We start from the raw sequence: 15,173 nt of genomic DNA on the forward strand, positions 1-15,173 counted from the left end.
ATACCCACAAAGTGGTATATGTTTTCTTAATCTGTCATATCATGCCGAACCATAGAATAGCAAACCGTATACCTATGACGACTAGAAAAAGGTAAAGAATTGTTAACGTTGTTATTAAAATAGAACAAGAACATCAATGGGTTATTGATGTTCTGTAACGTCTATCTGCTCTTTTTAAGGGAGGAATAACCTTGACTGGCAGGTGCTCGGACAGGTTGCTTTGCCTTGTGTAAAGGCGGCACTTTTTCTTTGCCGGCAATTTTGTTCTGCAGCGAGAGCATCAGCTCTGCTTCCGCCTTTGGAAGTTCGCACTCTTCGATAAGCTCGTTGATATCCGCGCCCAGTTTGACCATTTTGTTAGCACGAGTGTACAAACGACCGTCACTATCGACATTTTCCAGCTCGATAATACGCTCGGTTAGGTGAGCTATAATTTCTTCTTGTTCAGATACTTTCTGACCAAGTCCAACTAACACCGAACGTACTTCAAGAAGCTGTTTATTGCATTTTTCTACATCTTTCTCTAGCGCTCGCTTTTGCTGGCGAGCATGTGCCTTATGTAGATTCAGGCCACGATGAACCTTCACCAACCATACAAAGAGAATAATTGCTAATGCCACCGCTCCCCATAGCAGTGGTGACATCAAAGACACAGAGTCAATCATTATAGGTAAGCCATTTCATCCCACTCATCTTCCGAGAGCAGTTTATTTAGGTCAACAAGAATCAACAATTTACCTTCACGGTTGCTCACCCCTTGAATGAACTTCGCGCTTTCATCTGTGCCAACACTTGGCGTTGTATCAATTTCAGAAGAGCGCAGATAAACCACTTCAGCCACGCTGTCGACTAGAATACCAATAACTTGGCGTTCAGATTCGATAACAATGATACGAGTATTATCCGTAATTTCACCAGGCATCAGACCAAAGCGTGAGCGAGTATCAATCACCGTAACCACGTTGCCACGAAGGTTAATAATACCCAATACGTAGTCTGGCGCTCCAGGTACAGGTGCTATCTCTGTATAACGAAGTACTTCTCGAACTTGCATAACATTGATGCCGTAGGTTTCTTCTTCTAACTGAAACGTCACCCATTGCAGCACTTCATCGTTAGCTTGATCTTTTCTTAGTTCAACATCCATCGTTTGAGACATAGTCTTCCTCTCAATTCATTTCTGCCTTGCTTCATAATGAAAGCGGAAGCAAATAGCATTAATTTAGTTGTTTACTGTACCGATTTAACATCTAATCCAGCATTAAGCATGTCAATTAGCTCAGACACATGAACTAACGCACACATTTGTTCTTTTACCATCCCAGCAAGCCAAGGACGCTTACCGGACTTTTCTCTCCAGCGCACTGCTTCTGGTCTAAGTAGTTCAGTACCTTTAAGTTCTGTAGATGCCAGTCCCCAATGGCTCTCACCTAACATCACAATATACTCATAAGCATCTTTGTAACTATCGTCATTAAGAACATCAGGCATTACCCACATAGCCGTATCAACCACATCAAGTTGACTTTCGCGACTCGACTGCAGCCCAAGGTACCAAGCAGGTTTGCCAATCAAATGGTTTAGCTCACCAATCTGGTGGATACCACCAAGCTCATCCAAAGGCACGGCAAACGTCATACCATTGACATCAAAATACAGCACCTGAAAACCTTCAGTACGCTCGCCATTTTGCCAAATGTTCTGCTCACCCGACCCACCATCTGCGGTAACTAGTTCTACATCAACTGTATCGGCAATCTCAGAATCAACTTTAATATCACTAGTTACATCCGAAGTTTCTTCTAGATCCCACGATTGAATTTCTTCTGTTGCTGGTTCAGCAGCAATTTGCTCTGACTCAACCTGAACGACTATGTCTGGCTCAGTAACTATTGACTCTTCAAGTGCTTGAGCTTCTGACTGGTGCTGCAACCCACTAAACAGCTTCTCAAGGTGTTGTAGATCAGGCTCTTCAGCCTCCGCGATAAGTTCGTCGTAAGTGCGTGCAACTTCTTTTGATTGGCTAAGTTGTAGTTGAGGCTCAGGTTGCCAAGTAGATTGTGAACCCTGCTGCTCAATAGAAGCCTCAGCTTCTGATACTTCAACAACAGAAGCTAATTCACTCACTTCGATTGGCTCAGACTCACCACTATCAAAATCAAGGCCATCTTCTAGCCCTAATAATGACGTAAAGTAATCGTCTAGCGCTTGTTCGCTTGAGAGGGGAGCTGCATCAGCTTTCATCTTGAGCCAACCTTTCTAAATAAATCAGCAGCTGCTTATAGGCAAATACGCCACGACTTCCAGCGGCAAAATGCGAAGCAGGTAAGTGCTTAAGACTTGCGTCTCTAAATTTGGTATCGATAGGTACCGCAGAGCTCCAAACTTGCGATGGATAATCGTTTTTAAGCTGGGTGAGTGTTTGCAAAGATGCCCGAGTTCGTTTGTCATACATGGTAGGGACAATCGTTACCTTGAATGGGCGTTGACGTGATTTCTGCATGATAGCCAACGTACGCACCATTCTTTCCAGCCCTTTCATAGCCAAAAACTCGGTCTGTACTGGGATTAAAATTCTATCACTCGCCGCCAACGCATTGACCATCATCACACCTAATATTGGTGGGCAGTCTATCAACACATAATCGTATTCATCACGAAGTGCCAATAATGCGCGTTTTAAGATAAGTCCCATGCCACTGCGATTACCCATCACGCGGTCGAGTGTCGCCAGCGACATATGAGCTGGCAAAATATCAATATTATCTATCTCAGTCTGGTGAATTAACGCTTTAACACGCGTCTCACTGAATTCTTTCAGTTGGAACAAATCGAACAAGCTATGAGTCAGCTCGTCCGAATCCATACCCAGATAGGTGGTCAATGACGCATGAGGGTCGGTATCAATCAACAACACTCGATGACCCTTTTGGCTCAATAGTCCTGCCAACGTTACCGTGGTGGTGGTTTTACCCACTCCACCTTTTTGGTTAGCCACACTCCAAACAATCATAGTTAGTGCCTCTTGAGCTCTACTAAAATACGTTCGGCGATGCGCTCCAACGGTAGGTCTTCCGTCGAAATACCTGCTTTCGCTACAGCCTGAGGCATGCCATAAACCACGCAAGACGCTTCGTCTTGAGCCCAAATCGTTGACCCTGCAGCTTTGAGCATACGAGCGCCTTCTCTGCCATCTGCACCCATTCCAGTTAATATCATCGACAACACTTTGTCTTGATAGATTTTAGCGGCAGAACCAAAGGTGACATCAACACAGGGTTTGTAATTCATGCGTTCGCCACCATCAATGATGCGAATCTTGGTATTACCAGGACGCCCCTCGAGCATCATCTGCATTCCGCCCGGCGCCAAATAGGCAACACCTGGTTGCAACATATCGCCATCCGCCGCTTCTTTGACCGTAATTTGGCAAAGAGAGTTTAAGCGTGCTGCAAACGCTGCCGTAAACGTCGCTGGCATATGCTGTACAAGTAGAATCGGGTGGGGATAATTAACAGGTAACTTGGTTAAGATCTTTTGCAGAGCAACTGGCCCGCCCGTTGAAGTTCCGATCGCTGTCAACTGATACGACTTACCACTGGCACGAAACCGTGCGGCTGGCGCAGTGGCCTTTACAGCACTCACTGAAGGTTCGACACGTGAAGCGGCTGTTCTCGATGATAATGTGCCCGCTGGTCTTGATATTGGACGAATAGGAGTTCTGCGTAACAACGCGCGACGGCTAGCAATTTGCTGCACACGTTGCTGCAATAGGCTGACAGCTTCGTCTTTGTTGCGCGCAATATCTTCAAATTTCTTTGGTAAGAAATCTAAAGCACCAGCTTCCAATGCATCTAAGGTCGCTTTGGCGCCTTCATGCGTCAAAGACGAGAACATAAGTATTGGGGTTGGCTGAGACGCCATGATCTCACGTACCGCAGAAATGCCATCCATGACAGGCATCTCTATATCCATAGTGATCACATCGGGTTTCAGAGACAGTGCCTTTTCGACTGCCTCTTTGCCATTCACAGCAACATCAACCACTTCTAAGCGAGGTGCTGCATTAATAATATCGCTAACACGTCTGCGGAAAAAACTTGAGTCGTCGACGACGAGTACTTTAAGTGACATAGACTTCCCTAAATTAGATACGCGATGCCGCTGCGTACTGCTTAAGTAAGTCAGGTACGTCTAATATCAATGCGATGTGACCATCACTAGTAATGGTTGCGCCTGCCATGCCCGGCGTACCTTGTAATAGGCTATCTAGCGGTTTAATCACCACTTCTTCTTGGCCGATCAAAGTATCCACAACAAAGCCAACACGTTGGCTGCCTATCTGAACGATGACCACATGCCCATGACCGGTACGCTGCTCAGCGCGACCCGCATGTGGTGCGAGCCAGTTTTGCAGATAGAACAGAGGAATAGACTTATCACGAACAATGATCGTCAATTGACCATCAACCACATTGGTACGGCTTAAATCTAGGTGGAAAATTTCGTTCACGCTTGCCAAAGGCAGTGCAAATGGATTACCTCCCACGCCCACCATTAAGGTTGGAAGTATCGCTAATGTTAGCGGAACTTTAATGGTAATTTTGGTGCCTTTACCGAGTTCTGAGTCAATATCGATAGAGCCGTTTAAGGTATTAATGGCAGTCTTCACCACATCCATACCTACGCCACGACCCGATATATCCGAGATCTTTTCTTTGCTGGAGAAGCCCGGCATAAAGATAAGATTAAAGCACTCTTTGTCGGTCAGACGAGAGGCTGCGTCCTCGTCCATCATGCCACGTTTTACTGCGATAGCTCGTAGCTTCTCAGGGTCCATACCACCACCATCATCAATAATGGCAAGTTCGATATGGTCACCTTCTTGCGAGGCAGAAAGGGTTATCTTACCCGTGCGAGATTTACCTGACTGTTCACGAACATCTGGCATCTCCACACCATGGTCAACCGAGTTTCGAACTAAGTGAATCAGTGGATCCGCTAGGGCTTCTACTAAGTTCTTATCGAGGTCGGTATCTTCACCTTGCATTTCAAGAACAATGTCCTTGTTAAGGCTACGCGCTAAGTCTCTTACCACTCGCGGGAAGCGACCGAAGACTTTCTTAATAGGCTGCATGCGGGTTTTCATTACCGCACCTTGCAGATCTGCAGTCACAACATCGAGATTGGAGACTGCTTTAGACATCTCTTCATCATTACTGTTGAGACCAAGACTCACCAAGCGGTTACGAACCAACACCAGCTCACCAACCATGTTCATGATGGTATCCAGTGTTGAAGTATCAACACGCACTGTTGCTTCGGCCTGTGGTTTCTTGACCTGCACAGCCGTGTTCTTGCTTTCCGCTGGTAAGGATTTTTCTGGGGCTGGCGCAACAGCGGGAGCCGCCGCTTTGGCAGGTTCTGCTACTTTAGGCTCGATCGTCGCTGATGCAACGTTTTGAGATGCAGGTTTTGTTGCTACATCCAGTTCATCTGGAGAAGGACCCTTACCAACACCATGCAATTCATCCAGCAGTTTCTCGAACTCTTCGTCCGTCATCAAATCACCGCTGTCAGACCCTGCTGGTGTCTCTTTGACCTCTGGCTTAGAGGCAGCTACAGGTGTCACTGCCGGGGCAATATCTGCCGCAGAAGGTCCCTTCCCAACACCATGTAGTTCGTCTAACAGTTTTTCAAACTCATCGTCCGTAATGTCTGACGAGCTAAGTTCCGCTGGCGCAACAGGCGCGCTATCCACCGCAGAGATGGCAGGCGCAGCCGCAACTTTACTCGGGCCACTCCCTTTGCCATGAAGCTCATCTAGAAGACGCTCAAACTCATCTTGAGTAATATCATCGATGGAGTCGCCTTGCGCCACCGTTGAAGATTCAACTACGCTGAGTTCTGGCTCAGAGACGGTCGGAGGTTCTGGGATTTCAACCTTAGGAGCTACGGCCTCATCTGCGGACTCTGGCTTACTTAGGCGATGAAGTTCCTCTAGTAGTGCAGGATCGGCTGGTTCAATCGGAGCCATGTTCTGAACTGATTGGAACTGATGGTTAACGGTGTCTAACGCTTTAAGCATAGTATCCATTAGACCAGCACTCACTGAGCGCTGGCCGTTTCGAAGGATATCGAAGACGTTTTCCGCACCATGACAGGTATCAACAAGTTCAGTTAATGCTAGAAATCCCGCGCCACCTTTTACGGTGTGGAAACCTCTAAATATCGCATTCAAAAGATCTTTATCTTCAGGGTTGTTCTCTAGTTCGACTAGCTGCTCTGAAAGCAACTCGAGTATCTCACCCGCTTCTACTAGAAAGTCCTGTAGAATCTCTTCATCTAATTCGTAGCTCATTGTCCACCCCTAAAACCCAAGACTCGAAAGCAAATCATCGACTTCGTCTTGCGAAGAGACGGCATCGTCTCTCTCACGAGGGTTAATAATCGGTCCCTCGACGCCAACTGGTGCCTGCTTTGGTTTTGTTGTTATTGGTTGTTGTTCGTCACTGAACACTTTCAAGATTTCCACCAGCCTCGTTTCCACTTCACTGACTAGAGTGATGACGCGGCGAATGATTTGTCCAGTAAGGTCTTGAAAATCCTGCGCCATTAGGATGTTGGTGAGCTGAGTACGCAGTTCGGTACCATCCCCTTCCACCTGACTAAGTAGATCATCAATACGATGACACAGGTCTTTAAATTGTTTTAGCTCAAGCCTGCCATGCATTAGCTCGTTCCACTGTGGACGAACCTGTAATAAACATTCATGGAGATTGTCCGCCATAGGCAGACAACGTTCTACCGCGTCCATTGTGGTATTGGCAGAAATTTCCGTCTTGTTGATGACGTATTCTAAGCGGTCGCGAGCTTCAGGGATTTCATCATTGGCAATCTCATTAAGACGCGTATCAATGCTGAATTCCTTTAAAGCATCGTGCAGGTCACGAGTCAGAGCGCCAACTTCTTGAAGTACTCGACTTTCGTTGCCGCCTTGAATCATCATGACCAGCTCATTGGCTTCTTGTTGTTTGTCGTTTTCCAACAAATCAACAAGCTGCTTAGCTTGTTCTAATGAAATCATTCTGATATAGCCATTCGCTATGATGAGCGCGTTATAAACGCTCGAAAATTTTGTCTAATTTTTCTTTTAGTGTTGCTGCGGTAAATGGTTTAACGATGTAACCATTTACACCGGCTTGCGCCGCCTCGATAATCTGCTCGCGTTTAGCTTCTGCAGTGATCATAAGAACAGGTAGGTGTTTAAGTTCTTCATCCGCTCGGATGTGTCGTAGTAGATCGATCCCTTGCATGCCTGGCATATTCCAGTCGGTTACGACAAAGTCAAAATCGCCCTTCTTGAGCATTGGTAGTGCCGTTAAACCGTCATCAGCTTCTAGCGTGTTGCTAAAGCCCAAGTCGCGTAGAAGGTTTTTGACAATACGGCGCATTGTTGAAAAGTCGTCAACAATAAGGATTTTCATGTTTTTATTCAAAATTGCCTCCACTGAAAGCAAGATCAGTGTTTATTAATTATTATCTGTCCAAGCACTTAGCTTGGTGCGAAGACGCTGCATCGATTGGCTCAATATTTGACTAACGCGCGATTCGCTGACGCCCAATACTTCACCTATCTCCTTCAAATTTAACTCTTCGTCATAATACAAGGATAACGTTAATGCTTCACGCTCTGGTAGCGATTTTATTGATTCTATTAACGCTTCACGGAACGCATCGTCCGCGACACCTTGAAACGGAGTATTATCTTCTTCATCTGAAACAGAGACAGAATCTTCCGAAACGCCTAAATCTTCTATTCCCACCAGCTTCGAACAATTAATATCGGTCAGAGCTTTGTGGTATTGAGCAAGACTCAGCCCCAAATAGTTAGCCACCTCAAAATCGGTTGGGTCTCGATTGAGTTCGACTTCCAACACTGAAATGGCCTGAGAAATATCACGGCTATGTTTATGTACCGAACGTGGTACCCAATCACCGCGACGAATATCATCAAGCATGGCTCCTCGAATCCGAATCCCGGCGTAGGTTTCGAAACTCGCGCCTTTAGTGCCATCGTAATTTTTTTGTGCTTCAATCAAGCCGATCATTCCAGCCTGAATCAAGTCTTCAACCAACACGTTCGGTGGAAGTCGCCCAATCAAATGGTGGGCAATACGCTTCACCAATACTGAGTACTTCTCTAAGAAAGCTTGCTGACCACTCAAATTGGCATGTTGGTCATAGGTCAAAGCTTTATTCACTAAACGGTTCCTCTAGCGCTTCTGGTCTATTTAGTAGCCTTTCGACAAAAAACTCTAGGTGCCCACTTGGTACTTTTGGAATTGGCCAAGTTAACGCTTTGTTCGCCAAAGAACTTAGCGCTAGAGCAGCAGGTGAGCGTGGAAATGCATCAACTACTATTTTTTGTCTCTTCACTGCTTGTCGCACTTTATCATCTAATGGGATGCATGCGACTAACTCAAGACTCACATTGAGGAATCGTTCTGTGACTAGTGTCAATTTTGTAAACAATTCTCGCCCTTCTCGATAGCTACGAACCATATTCGCCACCACTTTGAAGCGCTGAATTTGATGCTCTCGACTAAGTAGCTTTATAAGCGCGTAAGCATCGGTAATTGAGGTTGGTTCATCACAAACCACCACTACTACATCTTGCGCTGCACGAGAAAAGCTCACCACCATATCGGAAATGCCTGCTGCAGTATCTACAAGCAGTACGTCCATTTCTTCTTCTAAGCTACCAAACGCTCGAATCAACCCCATATGTTGAGCATGACTTAGCTCTGTCATACTTTGCGTACCAGATGTCGCTGGGATAATTCGAATGCCGTGAGGACCTTCGACAATGGCATCTTTTAAATCGCATTCGCCTGCCAATACATGGCCGAGGTTTTTCTTAGGTCGAATACCAAGCATGACGTCGACATTTGCCAGACCTAAATCAGCATCCAACACCATCACTTTTTTGCCTTGACGAGCCATACAGATTGCAAGTCCAAGCGTCACATTGGATTTACCAACACCACCTTTACCGCCAGTAACTGAAATTACCTTCGTCAACGTTGGCTGAGTCAAACGTCTTAGGCCACTCGCTTGGTCATGTATCATGTTATTTGTCATATTCGCTTGCACCTAAACCCCCTCCATATCACTGTTCCAGAAGTGGGGTTCATTCTCTGTCGACTTCTCTAATAGTTCGTTCGCTTTCGCGACCATATATTTGGGCTGCGCAATTACAATGTCTTCTGGCACCCGTTGTCCATTGGCAATATAGGTGACTGGTAGTGCATTTTGTACTACAACACTGATAAATTCGCCCAAGCTTAACGACTCATCCAACTTAGTCATAATGCACCCTGATAACGGGATGCGTCTAAAGTGGTCTAACGTTTCTTGCAAAACTTGACGCTGCGCCGTCGCTGGTAGCACCAAGTAGCTATGTATTACTTCTCCGCTTTCCTGCATCAGCGTATCGAGCTGTTCGGAAAGCCTAACGTCTCGCTGCCCCATACCTGCGGTATCAATTAGCACTAAGCGTCTGTTTCTTAACTGATATAGTACATCGGCAAGTTCTTCAGAATCTTTAGCAACTCTGACGGGACATCCCATAATTCTGCCATAAATGGATAATTGCTCATGAGCACCAATTCGGTAGGTATCCGTTGTGACTAGCGCTACGTTATCCGAACCGTATTCCATAGCGGCTCTTGCCGCTAATTTAGCCACTGTCGTCGTTTTACCGACACCCGTAGGCCCAAGCAACGCGACAATCCCACCTTTGCGCAGAATATCTTGCTTGCTCACAACGATTTGATCTGAGACTAAAGACAGCAATGCCTTCCATGCTTTTTGAGGCGGCGTATCTTCTGGGATATAACAAGCGAGCTGATCGGAAAGTTCTGGAGACAGACCCATTCTTTCTAATCGTTTGATTAACATGGCTCGAAGTGGCTCTCGGCGCTCAACTTCTTGCCACATTAAACCGGACACCTGATGTTCAAGAAGGCGACGGATGGATGACATATCTTCCTTCATCGCTTCGAGCTCTTCACCGATTTTCGCGTCACGTGGACTGGAACCTCGGCGCGGTGCATCTGTGCTATTTTCAGCAAATTGATGACGCCCTGTGGAACGTACGCTTAAGCGATTGTCGCGAGAGTCAAAATCTGAGCGATTTTCTTGAGCATATTGATAGCGATCGCTGTTTTGATAACCGTCACTGACCGATTTTGCTCGCTCTGATTGTCTTTCTAACAAAGCAGAAAGAGAATCAGGTGGTGTCGATGCGCTTTTACTCGCGTTGCTGTCAGCACCACGATAGTTTTTGAGCATATTGGCAAATCGATCGGTGACCGAAGGCGCGCTTGCTGAACTTTTTTGATTGAGATTCACAACGTCGTCCTTGAGGCTGCGTCCACTGTTATGGTTTCTACCATCAGCCTGACGGTCATTGGTCTGTCGACCACCGTCATAGCCGCTTTGTGGACGTGTTGGTGCCGCCAATGCGTTGCTTTGCATCTGACGTGGTTCCGATGGTGAACTATCACCATCGACGGCAGCAACGATTTCTACCCCACCCGCCACTTTTTTATTGGACATGATCACCGCTTCAGCACCAAGTTCTTCTTTCACTTGGAGTAATGCCTGACGCATATCTCTGGCAAAAAATCGTTTAATTTTCAACTGTTACATCCATTTTCCATCCAAACCGCTAATTACCAACGGCTTGCACAATTCTGATTTGTTTCTCATCTGGGATTTCTTGGTAAGACAAGACACGTAAGTTAGGAATGGTATTTTTCACAAACTTAGCCAATGTCGAACGTAATACCCCTGATGTCAGCAGCACAGCTGCCTCACCTTTTAGCTCTTGCTCTTGTGTCGCTTGAGTTAGTGACGCTTGCAGTCGTTCGGCTAATCCAGGTTCAATTCCGGTTGATTCACCACCAGAAGCTTGCATTGTTTGATGCAATATTTGTTCCAGCTCAGGAATGAGCGTAATGACCGGCAACTCTGGCTCTATTCCATTGATTTCCTGAACAATTAGTCGTTTTAGCGCTATTCGAACCGCTGCTGTGAGAACGTCAGGTTCTTGACTCTTGCCGGAGTACTCGGCCAAAGTTTGCACAATAGTTCGAATATCTCTAATTGGTATTGCTTCATGCAGCAAGTTTTGCAGCACTTTCACCACGGTTCCTAAAGGTAATTGCTCTGGTACAAAGTCTTCGACCAGTTTTGGCGCACTTCGTCCCAGCATCTCAAGAAGGTTTTGCACTTCTTCGTGTCCAAGCAATTGCGCAGCATTGTTAGTTAGCAACTGACTTAAGTGAGTCGCCAACACAGTAGATGAATCGACAACGGTATAGCCTAGGGCTTGAGCGTGCTCTCGCTGTGCCTCCTGAATCCAGACCGCTTCAAGACCGAATGCTGGATCGATGGTTTGTTCGCCGTCAATCAAACCATAAACTTGCCCTGGGTTAATCGCTAGTTCTTGGTCAGGACGAATTTCTGCTTCACCTACCGCGACTCCCATCAACGTGATTCGATAGGAATTTGGTGTTAGCTCTAGGTTGTCGCGAATATGAACAGCTGGGATGAGGAAGCCAAAATCTTGTGACAGCTTCTTACGAACTCCTTTAACACGCTCGAGTAATTCACCACCTTGGTCTCGGTCAACAAGCGGTATAAGTCGATAACCTACTTCCAAGCCAATAACATCCACAGGGTGAACATCATCCCAAGACAACTCCTTAGGCGTTGATGAGGTTTCATTGCTGCTGATCTCCGCAGGAAGATTCTTCTGTTCCTCTTTCTTAGCTTGTTTTCTGTGTAACCAGTAAGCCCCCAAACCGGCAATCAATGCCAGCATCAAGAATGCAAAATGAGGCATACCAGGCACAATACCCATCACACCCAGGATCCCCGCTGTAATGGTTAGAGCTTTCGGATTATCAAACAGTTGGAAAACAACCTGCTGGCCCATATCCTCGTCAGTATTTTGACGGGTCACCATGATTGCCGCAGCAATGGAGAGCAAAAGTGATGGAATCTGTGCTACTAAACCATCACCAATGGTCAGTAACGTATAGATTTGGATTGCTTCACCAAAACTGAGTGAGTACTGCATCATACCAATACTCAAGCCGCCAATGATGTTTAAGAACAAAATCAGGATACCAGCAATGGCGTCTCCTTTAACGAACTTGGATGCACCATCCATCGATCCGTAGAAGTCTGCTTCTTTGGTTACTTCAAATCGGCGTGTTCTAGCCTGCTCTTGATCAATAAGGCCAGCGTTTAAGTCTGCATCAATGGCCATTTGCTTACCTGGTAAGGCGTCCAAAGTAAAGCGCGCACTAACTTCAGAGATTCGCCCCGCACCTTTGGTAACCACCATAAAGTTAATGATCATCAAAATCATAAACACGACTAAACCAACCGCGTAGTTACCGCCAATTACGACGTTACCAAAGGCTTCAATTACGTTACCGGCCGCACCACTTCCCTCGTGACCATACAGTAACACCACTCGAGTTGAAGCAACGTTTAGTGCCAAACGCAGTAAAGTAGCGATGAGCAACACCGTCGGAAAAGCAGCAAAGTCGAGAGGACGACGGGTATAAACCGACACCAATAGCACCACCATCGCTAACGCGATGTTGAAGGTAAAAAACAGGTCGAGAAGAAATGCCGGGATCGGCAGTACGATCATCGCAAGCGCTGCGAGAACCATCACTGGCGCACCAATCGCAGGTAATGCACGACGTGGAATCGTCGGTAACCTGTCGGCAAAAGGTAAAGTTAACTTCATGTACTACATCACTGCACTACCACTCTATATTAAGCGGCGTATTGTTTTTCCTATAATGACTTGAGAAAAAGCAAGAATTAAGCCAAGAAAGGCGTCATTATTTTGACACCAAATGCCAAAAATAGGGCTAGTAGCGCATATCTTTAGGAATACTGATTTGGTCGTTTTGCAATGTCGGCCGTTGTCCGCCTTTCTTACGGTATTGTTTTAGCTGATACACATACGCCAATATCTGAGCAACCGCGGCAAACAAACCGTCTGGAATCTCCTGTTCCAGTTCTGTTGTATGATAAAGAGAACGCGCTAGCGGAGGCGAAGGAATTACATAGATGCTGTGCTCTCTAGCCACTTCTCTTATCTTGAGTGCCATGTGGTCGATACCCTTTGCAACTACAACAGGCGCTTTGTCCTGTCCCTGTTTATAGCGAAGCGCTACTGAGAAGTGCTCCGGGTTGGTAATGATAACATCGGCCTGAGGTACTTCCGCCATCATTCTTCGCTGGGCGGCTTCTCTTTGCAGCATTCGAATCCGTCCCTTCACCTCGGGTTTACCTTCGGTATCTTTAAACTCGTCTTTGACTTCTTGCTTGGTCATTTTAAGCTGATTCGCATGCTGCCAAATCTGGAATGGAATATCGATGGCGACCACAATCAATAGTGTCGCACTAATCAACAAGATAAAGTTAAGTAGGATATCGAGCGCGTGAAAAATGTTTTGTGGAAAGACTTCCATACTAAGCTGGAACAAGTCTGCTCTGGAGGCGTTAACAAGATAGAATGCCATCCCTGCCACCAACGTGACCTTTAGAATAGATTTGATCAGCTCAACCCAGCTTTGCATTCCCACCATGCGTTTAAGGCCACTAAGCGGGTTCATTTTGGATAGTTTTGGCATCGCCGCTTCTGCAGAGAAACTAATACCACCAACACCAGCAGCTCCGATTAACGCCGCAATAAATAGAACAAACAAGATAAGCAGAAGTGGGAGCAATAGACTGGAAAGTGCGCCAAGTGCCACATCAAACAGCTTGGTCGAATCGTAGATTTCTTCTCGGCTCAAGTTAAACAGCCGAGCCATTGAACCAAACAAAGCGCGCGCGAGCCCTTCACCAAACATCATCAGCGAAAGCGCACCAACAATCAGTACTGAGACCGACGCTAACTCTTTAGAACGTGCCACCTGCCCCTTTTCGCGAGCTTGTTTAAGCCGCTGGGGGGTGGCGTCTTCGGTGCGTTCTTGGCCATCTGATTCTGCCATCGTCAGCCTCCTACTCGCTTAACAGTTCAGGTCGATCAAGCGACATACCTGACCTTCCACTTCTAGCCAATACAATTGGTAGTGACTGTACAGGCCAGCCATGATGTACCAACAGATCATCAAACCAATCAGCAATGCAAAGGCAAAACCAAGAGAGAAAATATTCAACTGCGGTGCCGCACGAGTCATCACACCAAACGACAAATTCACCGTTAACAGAGCGATAATCCCGGCTAAGGCCATACTCAAGGCGGTTTGGAACATGATACTTAACCATCCAGCCATCTCACGAAAATCGGCACTAGAGAGATGTCCAGACCCTATAGGTAGAGTCTTAAAGCTCATCACCACCAGTTGAATCATCTTCAAATGACCATCCGTTGCCAGAAAAAACATCGTGGCTAGGAACATAAATAGCTGACCAAGCAAAGGAGTATTTTGACCATTCGCTGGGTCGACCATAGAAGCAAAACCCAGACTCGATTGCATACCGAGGATCTGACCTAGCATAACAAACGTCTGAATCATGAAGACGGTCGTCATCCCCATCGCAGTACCAATCAGTATCTGTTCTGCGACCGTAAGAAAGCCTTGGAAAGAAAACAACTCGATAGTTTGCGGAACGGCAGGGATAGAAGGCATGACAGCCAGTGTCAGCGCTAGCCCCAAAAACAATCGAATTCTAGGTGACACAAAGTTGGCCCCCGTCACCGACATCACCATCAACATGGCAGAAATACGCACGTAAGGCCAAAAGTAATTACTGATCCATTCGAGTACAGCGCTGGTAGGGTACTCCATAATGTTGTTACCAGAGTACCTGTGGCAGTCTCTCTATAATTTCATAGAAAAACTCCATCATCATCTGAGTGCCCCAGTGAGCAAAGCCAATCAACGCCAATATGGTGACTATCAATCTTGGTAGAAAACTCAGCGTCTGTTCATTGATAGAAGTGGCCGCTTGGAAAATAGCCACCACCAAACCGACGAGAAGACTTGGCACTACAATGGCACAGACGAGGATCAACACCATCCATAATGCGTCTCTAAACAGTTCAACAAATACCTCTGGAGTCATCG

15 protein-coding genes are annotated in these 15,173 nt (G+C 46.3%); all 15 read right to left on the bottom strand.

Annotation, left to right across the window (positions count from 1 at the left end; all coding sequences use genetic code 11):
• Positions 1–161: 161 nt before the first annotated feature.
• Positions 162–665 carry a DUF2802 domain-containing protein gene (locus tag L2W36_RS20545; protein WP_236111386.1) on the bottom strand — a complete coding sequence of 168 codons (504 nt, stop codon included), beginning with the start codon at positions 663–665 and terminating at the stop codon, positions 162–164.
• A complete protein-coding gene (locus L2W36_RS20550) occupies positions 665–1,159 on the bottom strand; it encodes a chemotaxis protein CheW (protein WP_006069986.1) in 495 nt (164 codons plus the stop codon). Before L2W36_RS20550 ends, L2W36_RS20545 begins: the two co-directional genes overlap by 1 nt.
• Positions 1,160–1,230: 71 nt before the next feature.
• Entirely contained in the window at positions 1,231–2,244 is a 1,014-nt protein-coding gene (locus L2W36_RS20555; protein WP_236111388.1) for a chemotaxis protein CheW, read from the bottom strand.
• On the bottom strand, positions 2,234–3,013 hold the full coding sequence (locus tag L2W36_RS20560; RefSeq protein ID WP_236111389.1) for a ParA family protein: 780 nt from the start codon (positions 3,011–3,013) through the stop codon (positions 2,234–2,236). Before L2W36_RS20560 ends, L2W36_RS20555 begins: the two co-directional genes overlap by 11 nt.
• 2 nt (positions 3,014–3,015) lie before the next feature.
• Positions 3,016–4,134: a protein-glutamate methylesterase/protein-glutamine glutaminase gene (locus L2W36_RS20565; protein ID WP_236111391.1), complete on the bottom strand. Its 1,119-nt coding sequence runs from the start codon at positions 4,132–4,134 to the stop codon at positions 3,016–3,018.
• A 13-nt stretch (positions 4,135–4,147) separates the two neighbouring features.
• A complete protein-coding gene (locus L2W36_RS20570; RefSeq protein WP_236111392.1) occupies positions 4,148–6,361 on the bottom strand; it encodes a chemotaxis protein CheA in 2,214 nt (737 codons plus the stop codon).
• Between the two features lie 9 nt (positions 6,362–6,370).
• The gene (locus tag L2W36_RS20575; protein ID WP_236111394.1) at positions 6,371–7,087 is read right to left on the bottom strand and encodes a protein phosphatase CheZ; all 717 of its coding nucleotides are present in this window, start codon (positions 7,085–7,087) and stop codon (positions 6,371–6,373) included.
• 31 nt (positions 7,088–7,118) lie between these two features.
• A complete protein-coding gene (gene cheY / locus L2W36_RS20580; protein WP_006069980.1) occupies positions 7,119–7,487 on the bottom strand; it encodes a chemotaxis response regulator CheY in 369 nt (122 codons plus the stop codon).
• 45 nt (positions 7,488–7,532) lie between these two features.
• Positions 7,533–8,264, bottom strand: a complete 732-nt coding sequence (locus tag L2W36_RS20585; RefSeq protein WP_236111396.1) for an RNA polymerase sigma factor FliA — start codon at positions 8,262–8,264, stop codon at positions 7,533–7,535.
• The gene (locus tag L2W36_RS20590; protein WP_236111398.1) at positions 8,257–9,144 is read right to left on the bottom strand and encodes a MinD/ParA family protein; all 888 of its coding nucleotides are present in this window, start codon (positions 9,142–9,144) and stop codon (positions 8,257–8,259) included. Before L2W36_RS20590 ends, L2W36_RS20585 begins: the two co-directional genes overlap by 8 nt.
• 12 nt (positions 9,145–9,156) lie before the next feature.
• The gene (flhF, locus tag L2W36_RS20595) at positions 9,157–10,707 is read right to left on the bottom strand and encodes a flagellar biosynthesis protein FlhF (RefSeq protein ID WP_198558127.1); all 1,551 of its coding nucleotides are present in this window, start codon (positions 10,705–10,707) and stop codon (positions 9,157–9,159) included.
• 28 nt (positions 10,708–10,735) lie between these two features.
• Positions 10,736–12,835 (bottom strand): flagellar biosynthesis protein FlhA, encoded by a 2,100-nt coding sequence (gene flhA, locus L2W36_RS20600; RefSeq protein ID WP_062457933.1) that lies wholly within the window; start codon positions 12,833–12,835, stop codon positions 10,736–10,738.
• 127 nt (positions 12,836–12,962) lie between these two features.
• Positions 12,963–14,093 carry a flagellar biosynthesis protein FlhB gene (gene flhB / locus L2W36_RS20605; protein WP_006069975.1) on the bottom strand — a complete coding sequence of 377 codons (1,131 nt, stop codon included), beginning with the start codon at positions 14,091–14,093 and terminating at the stop codon, positions 12,963–12,965.
• Between the two features lie 18 nt (positions 14,094–14,111).
• Positions 14,112–14,894, bottom strand: a complete 783-nt coding sequence (gene fliR, locus L2W36_RS20610) for a flagellar biosynthetic protein FliR (RefSeq protein WP_006069974.1) — start codon at positions 14,892–14,894, stop codon at positions 14,112–14,114.
• 7 nt (positions 14,895–14,901) lie between these two features.
• Complete coding sequence (gene fliQ / locus L2W36_RS20615) at positions 14,902–15,171, bottom strand: flagellar biosynthesis protein FliQ (protein ID WP_006069973.1); 270 nt, start codon at positions 15,169–15,171, stop codon at positions 14,902–14,904.
• Between the last annotated feature and the right edge of the window lie 2 nt (positions 15,172–15,173).

This window comes from Vibrio sp. McD22-P3 (assembly GCF_021568915.1).
GTDB classification, from domain to species: domain Bacteria; phylum Pseudomonadota; class Gammaproteobacteria; order Enterobacterales; family Vibrionaceae; genus Vibrio; species Vibrio mediterranei.